Genomic DNA, 16,288 nt, shown 5'->3' on the forward strand with positions numbered 1-16,288 from the left:
AAGGCATGACAACTGGCGGACAAGCTCAAATTGGTAACGTTGACCTGGTAAAACAACTGAATAGCGCGGCGGTGTATCGCCTGATTGACCAGCACGGTCCCATATCGCGCATTCAGATTGCCGAACAGAGTCAGCTTGCACCCGCCAGCGTCACCAAAATTACTCGCCAGCTTATTGAGCGCGGCCTTATCAAAGAGGTGGATCAGCAAGCCTCTACCGGTGGGCGCCGCGCCATTTCAATCGTCACCGAAACCCGTCAGTTCCAGGCCATCGGCGTGCGTCTTGGGCGTCACGATGCCACGCTGACGCTCTACGATCTCAGCAGTAAAGTGCTGGCAGAAGAGCACTTCCCGCTGCCGCAGCGCACTCAGGAAACCCTTGAGCACGAGCTACTCAACACCATCGCCACGTTCCTCACCACATGGCAGCGTAAAATCCGCGAGCTTATCGCCATCTCGGTTATTCTGCCGGGCCTCGTCGATCCGGAAAGCGGTGTGGTGCGATACATGCCCCATATAGCGGTAGAAAACTGGCCGCTGGTGGAGGCGCTGGAAACACGCTTTAACCTCACCTGTTTCGTGGGGCACGATATTCGCAGTCTGGCGCTGGCCGAGCACTACTTTGGTGCAACCCGCGACTGCGAAGACTCCATTCTGGTGCGTGTACACCGTGGAACCGGAGCGGGGATTATCTCTAACGGTCGCATTTTCATTGGCCGCAACGGCAACGTCGGCGAGATCGGTCATATTCAGGTCGACCCGCTGGGCGAGCGCTGCCACTGTGGCAATTTCGGCTGCCTGGAAACCATCGCAGCCAATGCCGCCATTGAGCAACGGGTGCGCCATCTGCTTGAGCAGGGCTATCAAAGCCGTCTGACGCTGGATGACTGCACCATCAAAGCCATCTGCAAAGCCGCCAACAAAGGTGACCCGTTGGCAAGCGAAGTCATCGAACACGCCGGCCGTCATCTCGGCAAAGCGATTTCCATCGCCATTAACCTGTTCAATCCGCAAAAAGTCATTATCGCCGGCGAGATTGTGGAAGCGGGAAAAGTGCTGCTGCCGGCCATTGAAAGCTGCATTAATGCGCAGGTGCTGAAAGCGTTTCGCAAGAACCTGCCGGTGATGACCTCCGCGCTCGACCATCGCTCCGCCATCGGCGCTTTTGCGCTGGTGAAGCGTGCGATGCTAAACGGGATCCTGCTGCAGCACCTGCTGGAAAGCTAAGCGGATCTGCCCTTTTCCAGGCTATAGTTACGCCTTTGCGCAATCAGGACACGAGTAGTCGATGACCATTCAGAACGTAATTTGTGATATTGATGGCGTGCTGATGCACGATAACGTTGCCGTCCCCGGTGCCAGCGAATTCCTGACCCGCATCCTTGAAAAAGGCTTTCCGCTGGTTCTGCTGACCAACTACCCTTCGCAAACCGGCCAGGATCTGGCAAACCGCTTTGCCTCGGCGGGCATCAACGTGCCGGACAGCGTGTTTTATACCTCGGCCATGGCGACGGCCGACTTTCTGCGCCGTCAGGAAGGCAAGAAAGCCTACGTGGTTGGCGAAGGCGCGCTTATTCATGAGCTGTATAAAGCAGGCTTCACCATTACCGACATCAACCCTGATTTCGTGATCGTCGGCGAAACGCGCTCCTATAACTGGGAAATGATGCACAAGGCCGCTTTCTTCGTTGCCAACGGCGCGCGTTTTATCGCCACCAACCCGGATACCCACGGTCGCGGTTTTTATCCGGCCTGCGGCGCGCTGTGCGCGGGCATTGAGAAGATTTCCGGACGCAAGCCGTTCTATGTCGGCAAACCCAGCCCGTGGATCATTCGCGCCGCGCTGAATAAAATGCAGGCCCACTCCGAGCACACCGTGATTGTGGGCGACAACCTGCGCACGGACATCCTCGCAGGCTTCCAGGCGGGTCTGGAAACCATTCTGGTGCTGTCGGGCGTCTCCACGCTTAACGACATTGACGCTATGCCGTTCCGCCCAAGCTGGATTTACCCGTCGGTCGCTGAGATCGACGTTATCTGATCCTTATGCCGCGCCCGGCGCGGCTGTACTATTGTTATTTCCTCTGCCTTACGCACTGCCCGCCATCAATAAAACTGCGATAAAATTGTCGATCCGCTAATTTTTAGCGCTGTATGCCTGCGTTTTTTCACTATTCCACAATGCCGCATTGACTATTTTTCAACGAAACCGCAAATCGCTTGCACAACCGTCATCAACCAGGGCATTTTCGTGCATAAGCGATACGTCAACGCGCTGACAAGCCTTAAACGCGTTGACCACCCATTCGATACCACGTCACGGCAAGGCTTAACGGAGAAGGTTATGTGTTCCATTTTTGGTGTACTGGATATTAAAACGGATGCGACAGAGCTGCGTAAAAAAGCGCTGGAGCTCTCTCGCCTGATGCGCCACCGCGGCCCGGACTGGTCCGGCGTGTATGCGGGCGACAACGCGATCCTCGCCCACGAGCGTCTGTCGATTGTCGACGTCAACGCCGGTGCGCAGCCGCTGTACAACCAGAAAAAAACCCATGCCCTTGCGGTTAACGGTGAGATCTACAACCATCAGGCGCTGCGTGCCGAATACGGCGACCGCTATCCGTTCCAGACCGGCTCCGACTGCGAGGTGATCCTCGCGCTTTACCAGGAGAAGGGCCCGGAGTTCCTCGATGAGCTGCAGGGCATGTTTGCGTTCGTTCTGTATGACAGCGAAAAAGACGCTTACCTGATTGGCCGCGACCATATCGGTATCATCCCGCTTTATATGGGCCATGATGAACACGGCAACCTCTACGTTGCCTCCGAGATGAAAGCCCTTGTGCCGGTGTGCCGCACCATTAAAGAGTTTCCGGCCGGCAGCTATCTCTGGAGCCAGGACGGTGAAATTCGTCCGTACTATCAGCGCGACTGGTTTAGCTACGAGGCGGTGAAAGACAACGTCACCGACAAAGCCGAACTGCGCCAGGCGCTGGAAGACGCCGTGAAAAGCCACCTGATGTCCGACGTGCCTTACGGCGTGCTGCTCTCCGGCGGCCTGGATTCATCGGTTATCTCCGCCATTACCAAGAAATTCGCCGCGCGCCGCGTGGAAGATCAGGAGCGCTCCGAAGCCTGGTGGCCGCAGCTTCACTCCTTCGCCGTAGGCCTTGAGGGCGCGCCGGATCTGAAAGCCGCGCAGGAAGTGGCAAACCATCTGGGCACCGTGCACCATGAAATTCATTTCACCGTGCAGGAAGGGCTGGATGCGATTCGCGACGTTATCTATCACATCGAAACCTACGATGTGACCACCATCCGCGCCTCCACCCCGATGTACCTGATGTCCCGCAAAATCAAGGCGATGGGGATCAAGATGGTGCTGTCGGGCGAAGGGTCTGACGAGGTGTTTGGCGGCTACCTTTACTTCCATAAAGCGCCGGACGCCAAAGAGCTGCACGAAGAGACGGTGCGTAAGCTTCAGGCGCTGCATATGTTCGACTGCGCCCGCGCCAACAAAGCGATGTCGGCCTGGGGTGTGGAAGCCCGCGTCCCCTTCCTGGATAAAAAATTCCTTGATGTCGCCATGCGCATCAACCCGCAGGATAAAATGTGCGGCAACGGCAAAATGGAAAAACACATTCTGCGCGAATGCTTCGAATCTTACCTGCCGGCAAGCGTGGCGTGGCGTCAGAAAGAGCAGTTCTCCGACGGCGTGGGCTACAGCTGGATCGATACCCTGAAAGAGGTCGCGGCACAGCAGATCACCGACCAGCAGTTGGCGAACGCCGCGTTCCGGTTCCCGTACAACACGCCGTCCTCAAAAGAGGCCTATCTGTACCGTGAAATCTTTGAGGAGCTGTTCCCGCTGCCAAGCGCTGCCGAATGCGTGCCGGGTGGTCCGTCTGTAGCCTGTTCGTCAGCCAAAGCCATCGAATGGGACGAAGCGTTCAAAACCATGAACGATCCTTCCGGACGCGCCGTGGGCGTTCATCAGTCCGCCTATCAGTAACAGCCAGTATCACTATCAGGGCCCTGCGGGGCCCTTCTTTTTTCCGGCGTTAAGGTCTAAAAAAGCGGCATAAAAGGGAGAGATATCCAATAATTGCCGAATATTGCAGCAAGCTGTTCGTAAGCTGGTCAAACAGTCAGCGCACGAGACATTTTCGACAAAAAATGTGTTGACGCTTCCAGGCCCAATACGCATAATGCGCCCCGCAACGCCGATAAGGTAACGCGAAAAAGATGGCTACGTAGCTCAGCTGGTTAGAGCACAGCACTCATAATGCTGGGGTCACAGGTTCGATTCCCGTCGTAGCCACCATCTTTTTGCGGGAGTGGCGAAATTGGTAGACGCACCAGATTTAGGTTCTGGCGCCGCAAGGTGTGCGAGTTCAAGTCTCGCCTCCCGCACCATTCCCAGTAAGCGTTGCACGGATGGGGTATCGCCAAGCGGTAAGGCACCGGTTTTTGATACCGGCATTCCCTGGTTCGAATCCAGGTACCCCAGCCATAATTTTCGATTTGTGCGCATTGTCGCGTGAATCTTTACCAGGAAATTTTCTGGTATTACAGTACAATTTGGCTACGTAGCTCAGCTGGTTAGAGCACAGCACTCATAATGCTGGGGTCACAGGTTCGATTCCCGTCGTAGCCACCACATTGTTGGGGTATCGCCAAGCGGTAAGGCACCGGATTCTGATTCCGGCATTCCGAGGTTCGAATCCTCGTACCCCAGCCACTTTTAAAAAGTCGTTTACGCTGTAAACGCACCCTGTTGGGGTATCGCCAAGCGGTAAGGCTCTGGTTTCTGATACCAGCATTCCGAGGTTCGAATCCTCGTACCCCAGCCACCATTAAAAAAGCTCGCTTCGGCGAGCTTTTTGCTTTTCTGCTTCTGGCTAAACCGGGCGGTTTCCCACCCGGCTCACGAGACTCACAGCCCCAGCGCGTACTTCAGCGCCTGACGCTTCAACACGCCGGCGCGGTTCGCCGCCATCAACCCCAGATTGCGCAGCGCGCGCAGCGGTGGCAGATCGTTGCTGAAGCCGGCATAGAACAGATCCATTCCGCTCTGCATCAAGAGGTTGTCCGCCTGACGACGACGCTGGTAGCGCTTAAGCACGTCAAGGCTGGACCAGTTTTCACCGACGCTGCGCGCGTTGGTCAGCACGTCAATCAGCGCATCCACGTCCCGGTAACCCAGGTTAACGCCCTGGCCTGCCAGCGGATGGATGGTATGCGCCGCATCGCCGACCAGCGCCAGGCCTGGCTTCACATACTCTGCCGCATGACGGCGGGTCAGCGGAAACGCACCTGCCGCCACCGGCGTAACGTCACCCAGCCGCGCCGGGAAATGCGCCTCGATTTCACGCTTCAGCTGCGTCATGTTCATCGCCTGAAGCTGGCGAATGCGCGCCGGACGGTCATACCAGACCAGCGAGGCCCAGTTATCAAACAGCGGCAGAAACGCGTGCGGCCCGTTGGGGGTAAAGTGCTGCCAGGTGCTGCGCCCCGGTGCGTTGGCGCATTTTACCGAGATCAGCATGCAGGATTGCTGATACTGCCAGGCGTGTACGCCAATCCCCGCCCAGCGTCGGATCTGCGAATTCGCCCCGTCGGCGCCCATCACCAGCCGGGCGCGGAGCGTCTCGCCGCCCTCAAACTCCAGCAGATTGCTGTCGTCCTGACGGTGCAGCGCGCTAAGCGTCGCCGGACAGTGCAGCGTGACGCCGGGCTGCGAGACCAGCTGCTGCCACAGCGCGCACTGCAACACGTTGTTCTCTACCATGTACCCCAGCTCGGGGAGCTTCAGGTCGGCGGCATCGAACACCACCTGCGCACTCTCCCACTCCCAGGTTTCCAGGCGGCTGTAGGGATGCGCACGCATCGCCAGCACCGACTCCCAGACGCCGAGGCTTTTCAGCAGTCCTACCGAGGCGCTGCTGATGGCGGAAATACGCACATCCACCGGCGAGGCCGTATCGAATGCCGGCGGCTCGGCGTGCTCAATGACCGCTACCGAAAATCCCTGCTGCGCCAGTCCCAGGGCCGCCGCGGCGCCCACCATGCCACCGCCTACGACGGCGACGTCAATTGGTTGATTTGCCATAGTCATTTATCCTTTCGCTGATAGGGCAAGTGTACCGGATTTTTGCGACCCACGTTTAACTCGCGGCAGAATCCCGACAACCACACGCCCAATCCGGGCGTCAGGCTGGTCACATCAGGAGCAAAGCATTACAATACGCGCCCTGCACTCCTCGCCTTAACGTAAGCATGAGCAAGTCGATGACAAAAAAACTCCATATTAAAACCTGGGGCTGTCAGATGAACGAGTACGATTCATCAAAGATGGCCGATCTGCTGGACGCCACCCACGGTTACCAGCTAACCGACGTGGCCGAAGAAGCCGATGTGCTGCTGCTCAATACCTGCTCAATTCGCGAGAAGGCACAGGAAAAAGTGTTCCACCAGCTTGGCCGCTGGAAGCTGCTGAAAGCGAAAAATCCCGATCTGATCATCGGCGTGGGCGGCTGCGTGGCCTCTCAGGAAGGCGATCATATCCGTCAACGCGCCCACTATGTGGATATCATCTTTGGCCCGCAGACCCTGCACCGCCTGCCGGAGATGATTAACCGGGTTCGCGGCTCAAAAAGCCCGGTGGTCGACATCAGCTTCCCGGAAATCGAAAAGTTTGACCGTCTGCCGGAACCGCGTGCCGATGGCCCGACGGCGTTTGTCTCCATCATGGAAGGCTGCAACAAGTACTGCACCTACTGCGTGGTGCCCTACACCCGCGGTGAGGAAGTGAGCCGCCCCGGCGATGACATCCTGCTGGAAATTGCCCAGCTTGCGGCGCAGGGCGTGCGTGAAGTCAACCTGCTCGGCCAGAACGTCAACGCGTGGCGCGGCGAAAACTACGACGGTACGCCGGGCACCTTCGCGGATCTGCTGCGTCTGGTGGCCGCCATCGACGGCATCGATCGTATTCGTTTCACCACCAGCCACCCGATTGAGTTTACCGACGATATCATCGAGGTGTACCGCGATACCCCTGAGCTGGTGAGCTTCCTGCATCTGCCGGTACAGAGCGGCTCTGACCGCGTGCTGAACCTGATGGGCCGTACCCATACCGCGCTTGAATATAAAGCCATTATCCGCAAGCTGCGCGCCGCGCGCCCGGATATCCAGATTAGCTCCGACTTTATCGTCGGCTTCCCGGGGGAAACCACCCAGGACTTCGAGCAGACCATGAAGCTTATCGCCGAGGTCAACTTTGACGTCAGCTTCAGCTTTATCTTCTCTGCGCGTCCGGGCACCCCGGCGGCGGACATGGTGGATGACGTCCCGGAAGAGGAGAAAAAGCAGCGTCTTTACATCCTTCAGGAGCGCATCAACCAGCAGGCGATGGCGTGGAGCCGCCGTATGCTCGGTACCACCCAGCGTATTCTGGTTGAGGGGACGTCGCGGAAGAGCATCATGGAGCTCTCCGGCCGCACCGAGAACAACCGCGTGGTGAACTTCGAAGGCTCACCGGACATGGTCGGGAAATTCGTGGACGTCGAGATTACCGAAGTGCTGCCTAACTCCCTGCGCGGCACCCTGGTCCGCACCGAAGAGGAGATGGGCCTGCGCGTGGTTGAGTCGCCCGAGTCGGTGATCGCCCGCACCCGTAAAGAAAACGAGTATGGCGTTGGCATTTTCCAGCCGTAACGTCTTCCGGCTCGCGCTCTGCGGGCCGTTCTGGCTGTACGGCCTGACCGTGCAGTCAGACACTGCAAATTCTGTTACAGCCCTTGCTTTCTGAAAGCTGCACCCAAATATCATCCCCAATGCTTGCGCCTTTTTCCCGTGCCGTAAATACTTCAGACAGGCCTGTGAAATTTCCGTAAGGCTTTGGCTCACCTTAGCGGTCCAGTGTGACAAGAGGATAAGTTTGAATATCGATACACGTGAAATAACGCTGGAACCAGCAGACAATGCCCGTCTGCTGAGTTTGTGCGGACCGTTCGACGACAATGTTAAACAGCTCGAACGGCGTCTGGGCATCGAAATTAACCGTCGCGATAACCACTTTACGCTCACTGGCAGAACGCTGTGCGTAAATGCTGCGGCGAATATTCTGCGCGATCTGTATGTCGATACCGCCCCGATGCGCGGCCAGACAAAAGACATTGACCCGGAGAGTATTCATCTCGCGATCAAAGAATCCCGCGTGCTGGAACAGACGGCAGAAAGCGTGCCGGAGTTCGGCAAAGCGGTAAACATCAAAACGAAGCGTGGCGTTATCAAGCCGCGTACCCCTAATCAGGCGCAGTACATCGCCAATATTCTCGATCACGACATCACCTTTGGCGTGGGCCCGGCGGGTACGGGTAAAACCTACCTCGCGGTTGCCGCAGCGGTTGATGCGCTGGAGCGTCAGGAGATTCGCCGTATCCTGCTGACCCGCCCTGCGGTAGAAGCCGGTGAAAAGCTGGGCTTCCTGCCGGGCGATCTCAGCCAGAAGGTTGACCCTTACCTGCGCCCGCTCTACGACGCCCTGTTTGAAATGCTGGGCTTTGAGCGCGTGGAAAAGCTGATGGAGCGCAACGTTATTGAAGTTGCCCCGCTGGCCTACATGCGTGGCCGTACCCTGAACGATGCCTTTATCATTCTTGATGAGAGCCAGAACACCACCATCGAACAGATGAAGATGTTCCTGACCCGTATCGGCTTTAACTCCAAAGCGGTGATTACCGGAGATATCACTCAGATCGACCTGCCGCGCAGCACTAAGTCCGGCCTGCGTCACGCTATTGAGGTGCTGGCTGAGGTCGAAGAGATCAGCTTTAACTTCTTCCACAGCGAAGACGTGGTGCGTCACCCGGTCGTTGCGCGCATCGTCACCGCCTATGAAGCCTGGGAAGAGGCCGATCAGAAGCGTAAAGCGGAGCAGGCGGCGGAACGCAAACGTGAAGCTCAGGCACAGGCCACTGGCTCGCAGGAGAACCCATGAGCCAGGTAATGCTGGATTTGCAGATTGCCTGCGAAGACCCCGCCGGGCTTCCGGATGAAGCCCAGTTTCAGACCTGGCTGGACGCCGTGATACCGCAGTTTCAGGAAGAGTCGGAAGTGACCATCCGCATCGTTGACGATGCCGAGAGTCACGAGCTTAACCTGACCTATCGCGGCAAGGATAAATCCACCAACGTGCTCTCCTTCCCGTTTGAAGCCCCGCCGGGCATCGAGCTGCCGCTGTTGGGCGACCTGATCATCTGCCGCCAGGTGGTTGAGCGCGAAGCGCGTGAGCAGGAAAAACCGCTTCACGCGCACTGGGCGCATATGGTTATCCACGGCAGTTTGCATCTGCTGGGCTATGACCATATTGAAGACGATGAAGCCGAAGAGATGGAAGGCATTGAGACAGAGATAATGCTTGCCCTGGGCTTCGCCGATCCGTACATTGCCGAGAAAGAGTAACCGGCGTAAGCCGAGCCCTGCGCCCCGCCCTTGCGGGGTTGCACATCATTAACTAACACGAGAACCTGAACGAACGCCATGAGCGACGACAACTCACACAGTAGCGATTCACCCAATACTAAAAAGGGATTTTTCTCTCTTATTCTGAGCCAGCTGTTCCACGGCGAACCTAAAAACCGTGACGAACTGCTGGAGCTGATTCGTGACTCCGGGCAGAACGAGCTTATCGATGAAGATACGCGCGACATGCTCGAAGGCGTGATGGATATCGCAGACCAGCGCGTCCGCGACATCATGATCCCCCGCTCACAGATGGTCACCCTGAAACGCAACCAGACGCTGGACGAGTGTCTCGACGTCATTATCGAGTCCGCCCACTCGCGTTTCCCGGTCATCAGTGAAGATAAGGATCACATCGAAGGGATTCTGATGGCGAAAGATCTGCTGCCGTTTATGCGCAGCGATGCAGAAGCCTTCAGTATGGAAAAAGTGTTACGCCAGGCTGTTGTGGTGCCGGAAAGCAAGCGCGTTGACCGCATGCTGAAAGAGTTTCGCTCCCTGCGCTATCACATGGCGATTGTGATTGACGAGTTTGGCGGCGTGTCGGGTCTTGTGACCATTGAAGATATCCTTGAGCTTATCGTCGGCGAGATTGACGACGAGTACGACGAGGAAGAGGACAACGATTTCCGCCAGCTGAGCCGTCATACCTGGACGGTGCGAGCGCTGGCGCCAATCGAAGATTTTAACGAGACCTTTGGCACCAGCTTCAGCGATGAAGAAGTGGATACCATCGGTGGCCTGGTCATGCAGGCGTTCGGCCATCTTCCCGCCCGCGGTGAAACCATTGAGATCAATGGTTATCAGTTCAAAGTGGCGATGGCAGACAGCCGCCGTATTATTCAGGTTCATGTCAAATTCCCGGACGACGCGCCGCCGCCTAAACTGGATGAATGATTCAAATGGAAGTTGCTTCCTGGTATAACCGCCAGCCGGTTCGTCTGCTGCTGGCCTTACTGTTCGGAGCCAGCGGTACGCTGGCTTTTTCACCTTTTGATTTCTGGCCAGCCGCCCTGCTCTCGCTGGTGGCGCTTCAGGGGTTAACCCTGCATCGCAGGCCCATGCAGAGCGCGCTTATCGGCTTCTTCTGGGGGCTGGGGCTGTTCGGCAGCGGTGTAAACTGGGTGTATGTCAGCATCGCCCAGTTTGGCGGAATGCCGGAAGCGATCAATATCTTCCTCGTGGTGTTGCTGGCGGCCTATCTATCGCTCTACACCGGGCTGTTCGCCGGGGTACTGACGCGCCTGTGGCCGAAGGCGGGCTGGGTAAGGCTGACGATCGCCGCACCGGTGGTCTGGCAGTGCAGCGAGTTCCTGCGCGGCTGGGTGCTGACCGGTTTCCCGTGGCTGCAGTTTGGCTACACCCAGATTGACGGTCCGCTGAAGGGGCTGGCGCCGGTTGCTGGCGTGGAGAGCATTACCTTCCTGCTGATGGCGCTAAGCGGCATGCTGGTGCTGGCCGCGGTTAAACGCCGCTGGCAACCGCTGGCGCTGGCGATTGCGCTGTTTGCGCTCGCCTGGCCGCTGCGCTATCTCAGCTGGTTTACCTTGCAGCCAGAGCGGGCGACCCGCGTTGCGCTGGTGCAGGGCAATATCCCGCAGGCGCTGAAGTGGAACGAGGATGAGCTTTACCGCACGCTGGATATTTACACCTCCGCCACCCAGGCGCAGATGGGCAAAGCCCAGCTTATCATCTGGCCGGAGTCGGCTATTCCCGATCTGGAGATCAACCAGCAGCAGCTGTTGACCACCCTGGACTCGCTGCTCACGTCGCGTAACAGCACGCTGATCACCGGTCTGGTGGATGCGCGGCTGAACGGCCACAACCGCTACGATACCTATAACACCATCATCACGCTCGGTGCGGGCAGCCCCTACAGCTATCGCTCAACCAACCGCTACAACAAAAATCACCTGGTACCTTTCGGGGAGTTTGTACCGCTGGAGAGCATTCTGCGCCCGCTGGCGCCGTTCTTCGATCTGCCGATGTCGTCCTTCAGCCGTGGCCCGTACGTACAGCCCCAGCTGCAGGCCCACGGCTTTAAAATGACGGCGGCCATCTGCTACGAGATTATTCTTGGTGAGCAGGTGCGGGACAACTTCCGTGCCGATACCGATTTCCTGCTGACGATATCGAACGATGCGTGGTTCGGTCACTCTATCGGGCCGTGGCAGCACTTCCAGATGGCGCGTATGCGTGCGTTGGAGCTGGCTCGTCCTCTGCTGCGCAGCACCAACAACGGCGTTACGGCGGTGATTGGCCCGCAGGGTGAAGTGCAGAAGATTATCCCGCAGTTCACTCGCCAGACGCTGGATGCAACGGTGACCCCAGCAACCGGGCTTACCCCCTATGCCCGAATGGGCAACTGGCCGCTCTGGGCGCTGACCGTTATCTTCGGTTTTGCGGCGCTGGTGATGAGCCTGCGCGCCAGAACGCGTAAAGCCTGATGCTTCAGGGCCCGCCTCGGCGGGCCTTTCTTTTATAACGCTCTCCCCCTTCCCCGCAATTCTGGCACACCCCTTGCTTAATACTTACTAACACAACGGCCCGGCGTCGCTGCATCAGCGTTAGCATGAATGCCCTGCACCAGCACGGCACAGCAGCGGCACCAAATTGGTGCATGAAAAGATTTTTGCCTTGAAACGGTGCGGCGCGCTTCGCAAAAATAAACAATATAATCACTAAATCTTTACATTAAGCCAGGCTGGATGTTAACAAATAGCAACAATACTGCGCGATATTACGGCAGACATAACAACATACACACTCACATGGGTATCAACAGCGTCCCTGGCGCTGCGATAAAGGAGTTGGATATGCAATTACGTAAACTGGCCGCGGCAATGCTGGTGATGGGTATCACCGCAGGCGTTGCTCAGGCTGAAGATGCCGCGGGCACTGCACAGCAGAGCACGCTGGATAAAATTGCCAAAAACGGTGTCATCGTGGTTGGCCACCGTGAGTCATCCGTACCTTTCTCTTACTACGATAACCAGCAGAAAGTGGTGGGCTACTCTCAGGCTTACTCCAACGCTATCGTTGAAGCGGTGAAAACCAAACTGAACAAGCCGGATCTGCAGGTTAAGCTGATCCCTATCACCTCTCAGAACCGTATCCCGCTGCTGCAGAACGGCACCTTCGATTTTGAGTGCGGCTCGACCACTAACAACGTTGAACGCCAGAAGCAGGCTGCCTTCTCCAACACCATCTTTGTGGTCGGCACCCGTTTACTGACCAAAAAAGGCGGCGCGGTTAAAGATTTCGACGACCTGAAAGGCAAAGCGGTAGTCGTGACCTCGGGTACCACTTCCGAAGTGCTGCTGCACAAGCTGAACGACGAGAAGAAAATGGATATGCGCATCATCAGCGCCAAAGACCACGGTGACTCGTTCCGCACCCTGGAAAGCGGCCGCGCGGTGGCGTTTATGATGGATGACGCCCTGCTGGCAGGTGAGCGTGCGAAAGCGAAGAAACCGGATCAGTGGGATATCGTCGGCACGCCGCAGTCTCAGGAAGCCTACGGCTGTATGCTACGTAAAGGCGACACCGAGTTTAAAAAGCTGATTGATGACACCATCGCCAGGGTGGAGACCTCCGGCGAAGGCGCCAAGTGGTTTGATACGTGGTTCAAAAACCCTATCCCACCGAAAAATCTCAACCTGAACTTTGAGCTTTCCGATGAAATGAAAGCGCTGTTCAAAGAGCCAAACGACAAGGCACTGAATTAATTACAACCATTAGGGGCGGGTTCTCCTGCCCTCTCGATTGCTCTGAAGCACGGACAGACTATACGCCTGATGGCCGTTCCCCATCGGGCGCGAATTACCCAGCGGGTACAGGTAACACACCCCGGTCGCCACTGTAGCGACACGGTATAAAAAACAGTGACGCCTGATACACAAAGGTAAAAAGCTTCTTAACAATCTTCGAGGGTAGCGCTGCTACCCTCATTTTTTCGGAGTGTATTATGTCTATAGACTGGAACTGGGGGATCTTTTTACAGTCCGCCCCGTTCGGCAACACCACCTATCTCGGCTGGTTGTGGAGTGGTTTTCAGGTCACCGTCGCGCTGTCGATTACCGCCTGGATTATCGCTTTCTTTGTCGGCTCCCTGTTTGGCATCCTGCGTACCGTTCCGAACCGCTTTTTGTCCGGTCTCGGCACCTGCTACGTTGAACTGTTCCGTAACGTCCCGCTGATCGTGCAATTCTTCACCTGGTATCTGGTGGTGCCCGAGCTGCTGCCGGAAGATCTCGGCATGTGGTTTAAAGCGGAGCTCGATCCCAACATTCAGTTCTTCCTCTCTTCCATGATCTGTCTGGGCCTGTTTACCGCAGCACGCGTGTGCGAACAGGTGCGCGCCGCGATCCAGTCGCTGCCGCGCGGCCAGAAGAACGCCGCGCTGGCGATGGGGCTCACGCTGCCTCAGGCGTATCGCTACGTGCTGCTGCCAAACGCCTATCGCGTTATCGTGCCGCCGATGACCTCTGAGATGATGAACCTGGTGAAAAACTCGGCCATCGCCTCGACCATCGGCCTGGTGGACATGGCCGCTCAGGCTGGCAAGCTGCTGGACTACTCCGCGCATGCCTGGGAATCCTTTACCGCGATCACGCTGGCCTACGTGCTGATTAACGCCGTGATTATGCTGGTGATGAACCTCGTCGAGCGCAAAATTCGCCTGCCGGGCAATATGGGGGGCAAATAATGTACGAGTTTGACTGGAGTTCTATTCTGCCGGCCATGCCCTATCTGCTGGACGGCCTGATGATTACCCTGAAGATCACCCTCACCGCCGTGGTGGTGGGGATCGTCTGGGGAACGCTGCTGGCGGTGATGCGTCTGTCGACCTTCAAGCCACTGGCCTGGTTTGCCAGCAGCTACGTCAACGTCTTCCGCTCCATTCCGCTGGTGATGGTGCTGCTGTGGTTTTACCTGATTGTCCCTGGCCTGTTGCAGCAGGTGCTGGGCCTGTCGCCGAGCACGGATATCCGCCTTATCTCGGCGATGGTCGCCTTCTCGATGTTCGAAGCGGCCTACTACTCCGAAATTATCCGCGCCGGGATCCAGAGCATCTCCCGCGGCCAGTCCCACGCCGCGCTGGCACTGGGGATGACCCACTGGCAGTCGATGAAGCTTATTATTCTGCCGCAGGCGTTCCGCGCCATGGTGCCGCTGCTGCTCACCCAGGGGATCGTCCTGTTCCAGGATACCTCGCTGGTCTATGTGTTGAGCCTCGCGGACTTCTTCCGCACCGCCTCCACCATTGGTGAGCGCGACGGTACCCAGGTCGAAATGATCCTCTTCGCCGGTTTCGTTTACTTTGTTATCAGCCTGAGCGCCTCGTTGCTGGTCAGCTATCTGAAAAGAAGGACTGTGTCATGATTTCCCTGAAAAACGTTTCTAAATGGTATGGTCACTTTCAGGTGTTGACCGATTGCTCCACCGAGGTGAAAAAAGGCGAAGTGGTCGTGGTTTGCGGCCCGTCAGGCTCGGGTAAGTCCACCCTTATCAAAACGGTGAACGGCCTTGAGCCTGTCCAGAAGGGCGAGATTACCGTCAACGGCACCCGGGTGAACGACAAGAAAACCAACCTCGCACAGCTGCGTTCCCACGTGGGGATGGTGTTCCAGCATTTCGAACTGTTCCCTCACCTCTCGATTATCGAAAACCTGACCCTGGCGCAGGTTAAGGTTCTGAAGCGTGACAAAGCCGCAGCCCGCGATAAGGGGCTGAAGCTGCTGGAGCGCGTCGGACTGTCGGCGCACGCCAACAAGTTCCCGGCACAGCTCTCCGGCGGCCAGCAGCAGCGTGTGGCAATCGCCCGCGCGCTGTGCATGGATCCGGTGGCGATGCTGTTTGACGAACCCACCTCGGCACTCGATCCGGAGATGATCAACGAAGTGCTGGACGTAATGGTTGAGCTGGCACAGGAAGGGATGACCATGATGGTGGTAACGCACGAAATGGGCTTCGCCCGTAAAGTGGCGCACCGCGTCATCTTTATGGATGAAGGGAAAATCGTTGAGGATGCGCAAAAAGAGGAGTTTTTCGCCAATCCGAAGTCCGAACGCGCCAAAGACTTCCTCGCCAAAATCCTCCACTAATTGCCGGATTCTGCCCGCGCAGAATAAAAAGCCTTCCACGTGGAAGGCTTTTTTTATCAGGGTTCGAACGGCCTGCGCTGGAACTGATCGTGCCCGCACTTCGGACACACCGGCAGCACGTCGGGGGTATAGACCGCCAGGTGGTAGTGGCACTTCTCGCACACCAGATTACCCAGCCCCACCACTTCACCGCTGTGGTAGACACCGTGATGGTTGAGGTCCTGGAACACTTCTCGCCATTCGAGCTGAGTTTTGTCGGTGATGTCCGCCAGCTCCTGCCACAGGCTTTCCTTGATTACCCGCATAAATACGCTGTCGGTGAACTCTTCCTGGCTCTCGCCATAGCTTCTGGCAAACTCCTCCAGATCGCGGCGCACCGCCCGGGTTACCTCATCCACTTCCGTGCGCGTCAGTTCGCCCGTCTGCACCACGCGTTCACGCGCGCTGGCGACCAGCGCATCGATATCACGCTCGCCGTTGCGCAGCCGCTCGGTGAGCTGGGCCACCAGTTCCCGGTAATATTGAGCAACCTTGTTCATTCGCTTTTCTCTCCTGTAAGGTAACCTCTTCTAATAATAGACGTTAATTCCCGCTCCCTTTGTTAGCCGCTGCACATCTGCTGTAAAGGAATGCAAAGCTGCGGCCTGCATACGCACAATA

General features: G+C 57.2%; 14 protein-coding genes and 6 tRNA genes. 18 read left to right on the plus strand and 2 right to left on the minus strand.

Translation table 11 applies throughout. The annotated features are described in order from the left end of the window. The first annotated feature begins 5 nt into the window (after nucleotides 1-5). From nagC to DW58_RS08170, 9 genes are all read left to right on the plus strand, one after another. The gene (gene nagC, locus DW58_RS08130; RefSeq protein WP_024547845.1) at nucleotides 6-1,226 is read left to right on the plus strand and encodes a DNA-binding transcriptional regulator NagC; all 1,221 of its coding nucleotides are present in this window, start codon (nucleotides 6-8) and stop codon (nucleotides 1,224-1,226) included. 61 nt (nucleotides 1,227-1,287) lie between these two features. Continuing rightward, nucleotides 1,288-2,040, plus strand: coding sequence for an HAD-IIA family hydrolase (locus DW58_RS08135; RefSeq protein ID WP_024547844.1), 753 nt, complete (start codon nucleotides 1,288-1,290; stop codon nucleotides 2,038-2,040). A gap of 303 nt (nucleotides 2,041-2,343) precedes the next feature. After that, nucleotides 2,344-4,008 (plus strand): asparagine synthase B, encoded by a 1,665-nt coding sequence (gene asnB / locus DW58_RS08140; RefSeq protein ID WP_024547843.1) that lies wholly within the window; start codon nucleotides 2,344-2,346, stop codon nucleotides 4,006-4,008. 235 nt (nucleotides 4,009-4,243) lie between these two features. Beyond that, nucleotides 4,244-4,320, plus strand: a tRNA-Met gene (locus tag DW58_RS08145). 7 nt (nucleotides 4,321-4,327) lie between these two features. Next, a tRNA-Leu gene (locus DW58_RS08150) sits at nucleotides 4,328-4,412 on the plus strand. A gap of 22 nt (nucleotides 4,413-4,434) precedes the next feature. After that, nucleotides 4,435-4,509 (plus strand) — tRNA-Gln (locus DW58_RS08155). Between the two features lie 70 nt (nucleotides 4,510-4,579). Beyond that, nucleotides 4,580-4,656 (plus strand) — tRNA-Met (locus DW58_RS08160). 6 nt (nucleotides 4,657-4,662) lie between these two features. Then, nucleotides 4,663-4,737 (plus strand) — tRNA-Gln (locus tag DW58_RS08165). Between the two features lie 37 nt (nucleotides 4,738-4,774). Further along, nucleotides 4,775-4,849 (plus strand) — tRNA-Gln (locus tag DW58_RS08170). A gap of 83 nt (nucleotides 4,850-4,932) precedes the next feature. Here the strand turns inward: DW58_RS08170 and ubiF are convergent. After that, nucleotides 4,933-6,108, minus strand: coding sequence for a 3-demethoxyubiquinol 3-hydroxylase (gene ubiF / locus DW58_RS08175; protein WP_024547842.1), 1,176 nt, complete (start codon nucleotides 6,106-6,108; stop codon nucleotides 4,933-4,935). Between the two features lie 179 nt (nucleotides 6,109-6,287). Here ubiF and miaB point away from each other — a divergent pair, with 179 nt between their 5' ends. The 9 genes from miaB to DW58_RS08220 all read left to right on the plus strand — a co-directional run bounded on the left by miaB (nucleotide 6,288) and on the right by DW58_RS08220 (nucleotide 15,628). Next, nucleotides 6,288-7,712 (plus strand): tRNA (N6-isopentenyl adenosine(37)-C2)-methylthiotransferase MiaB, encoded by a 1,425-nt coding sequence (miaB, locus tag DW58_RS08180; RefSeq protein ID WP_024547841.1) that lies wholly within the window; start codon nucleotides 6,288-6,290, stop codon nucleotides 7,710-7,712. 223 nt (nucleotides 7,713-7,935) lie between these two features. Further along, complete coding sequence (locus tag DW58_RS08185; RefSeq protein ID WP_024547840.1) at nucleotides 7,936-8,997, plus strand: PhoH family protein; 1,062 nt, start codon at nucleotides 7,936-7,938, stop codon at nucleotides 8,995-8,997. Then, entirely contained in the window at nucleotides 8,994-9,461 is a 468-nt protein-coding gene (ybeY, locus tag DW58_RS08190) for an rRNA maturation RNase YbeY (protein WP_024547839.1), read from the plus strand. Before DW58_RS08185 ends, ybeY begins: the two co-directional genes overlap by 4 nt. Before the next feature lie 78 nt (nucleotides 9,462-9,539). Then, nucleotides 9,540-10,418: a CNNM family magnesium/cobalt transport protein CorC gene (corC, locus tag DW58_RS08195; protein WP_024547838.1), complete on the plus strand. Its 879-nt coding sequence runs from the start codon at nucleotides 9,540-9,542 to the stop codon at nucleotides 10,416-10,418. A gap of 5 nt (nucleotides 10,419-10,423) precedes the next feature. Continuing rightward, entirely contained in the window at nucleotides 10,424-11,968 is a 1,545-nt protein-coding gene (gene lnt, locus DW58_RS08200) for an apolipoprotein N-acyltransferase (RefSeq protein WP_024547837.1), read from the plus strand. Nucleotides 11,969-12,337: 369 nt separating this feature from the next. Next, a complete protein-coding gene (locus DW58_RS08205) occupies nucleotides 12,338-13,249 on the plus strand; it encodes an amino acid ABC transporter substrate-binding protein (protein ID WP_024547836.1) in 912 nt (303 codons plus the stop codon). Between the two features lie 239 nt (nucleotides 13,250-13,488). Next, nucleotides 13,489-14,229 carry a glutamate/aspartate ABC transporter permease GltJ gene (gene gltJ / locus DW58_RS08210; protein WP_024547835.1) on the plus strand — a complete coding sequence of 247 codons (741 nt, stop codon included), beginning with the start codon at nucleotides 13,489-13,491 and terminating at the stop codon, nucleotides 14,227-14,229. Then, on the plus strand, nucleotides 14,229-14,906 hold the full coding sequence (gene gltK, locus DW58_RS08215) for a glutamate/aspartate ABC transporter permease GltK (protein ID WP_024547834.1): 678 nt from the start codon (nucleotides 14,229-14,231) through the stop codon (nucleotides 14,904-14,906). The genes gltJ and gltK overlap by 1 nt, the downstream gene beginning before the upstream one ends. Then, nucleotides 14,903-15,628: an amino acid ABC transporter ATP-binding protein gene (locus DW58_RS08220; RefSeq protein ID WP_024547833.1), complete on the plus strand. Its 726-nt coding sequence runs from the start codon at nucleotides 14,903-14,905 to the stop codon at nucleotides 15,626-15,628. The genes gltK and DW58_RS08220 overlap by 4 nt, the downstream gene beginning before the upstream one ends. Nucleotides 15,629-15,684: 56 nt before the next feature. Here DW58_RS08220 and DW58_RS08225 read toward each other — a convergent pair whose 3' ends face one another. Then, nucleotides 15,685-16,167 carry a zinc ribbon-containing protein gene (locus DW58_RS08225; protein WP_024547832.1) on the minus strand — a complete coding sequence of 161 codons (483 nt, stop codon included), beginning with the start codon at nucleotides 16,165-16,167 and terminating at the stop codon, nucleotides 15,685-15,687. Nucleotides 16,168-16,288 lie beyond the last annotated feature (121 nt).

Origin of the sequence: Siccibacter turicensis LMG 23730 (assembly GCF_000463155.2) — a bacterium.
In the GTDB taxonomy this organism is placed as follows: domain Bacteria; phylum Pseudomonadota; class Gammaproteobacteria; order Enterobacterales; family Enterobacteriaceae; genus Siccibacter; species Siccibacter turicensis.

Bases quoted from the DNA above. Each gene is read 5' to 3' on its own strand.
- lnt (WP_024547837.1), top strand. From the start codon at position 10,424: ATGGAAGTTGCTTCCTGGTATAACCGCCAGCCGGTTCGTCTGCTGCTG.
- DW58_RS08220 (WP_024547833.1), top strand. From the start codon at position 14,903: ATGATTTCCCTGAAAAACGTTTCTAAATGGTATGGTCACTTTCAGGTG.
- miaB (WP_024547841.1), top strand. From the start codon at position 6,288: ATGACAAAAAAACTCCATATTAAAACCTGGGGCTGTCAGATGAACGAG.
- nagC (WP_024547845.1), top strand. From the start codon at position 6: ATGACAACTGGCGGACAAGCTCAAATTGGTAACGTTGACCTGGTAAAA.
- DW58_RS08135 (WP_024547844.1), top strand. From the start codon at position 1,288: ATGACCATTCAGAACGTAATTTGTGATATTGATGGCGTGCTGATGCAC.
- corC (WP_024547838.1), top strand. From the start codon at position 9,540: ATGAGCGACGACAACTCACACAGTAGCGATTCACCCAATACTAAAAAG.
- gltK (WP_024547834.1), top strand. From the start codon at position 14,229: ATGTACGAGTTTGACTGGAGTTCTATTCTGCCGGCCATGCCCTATCTG.
- ybeY (WP_024547839.1), top strand. From the start codon at position 8,994: ATGAGCCAGGTAATGCTGGATTTGCAGATTGCCTGCGAAGACCCCGCC.
- gltJ (WP_024547835.1), top strand. From the start codon at position 13,489: ATGTCTATAGACTGGAACTGGGGGATCTTTTTACAGTCCGCCCCGTTC.
- DW58_RS08225 (WP_024547832.1), bottom strand. From the start codon at position 16,167: ATGAACAAGGTTGCTCAATATTACCGGGAACTGGTGGCCCAGCTCACC.
- asnB (WP_024547843.1), top strand. From the start codon at position 2,344: ATGTGTTCCATTTTTGGTGTACTGGATATTAAAACGGATGCGACAGAG.
- ubiF (WP_024547842.1), bottom strand. From the start codon at position 6,108: ATGGCAAATCAACCAATTGACGTCGCCGTCGTAGGCGGTGGCATGGTG.
- DW58_RS08205 (WP_024547836.1), top strand. From the start codon at position 12,338: ATGCAATTACGTAAACTGGCCGCGGCAATGCTGGTGATGGGTATCACC.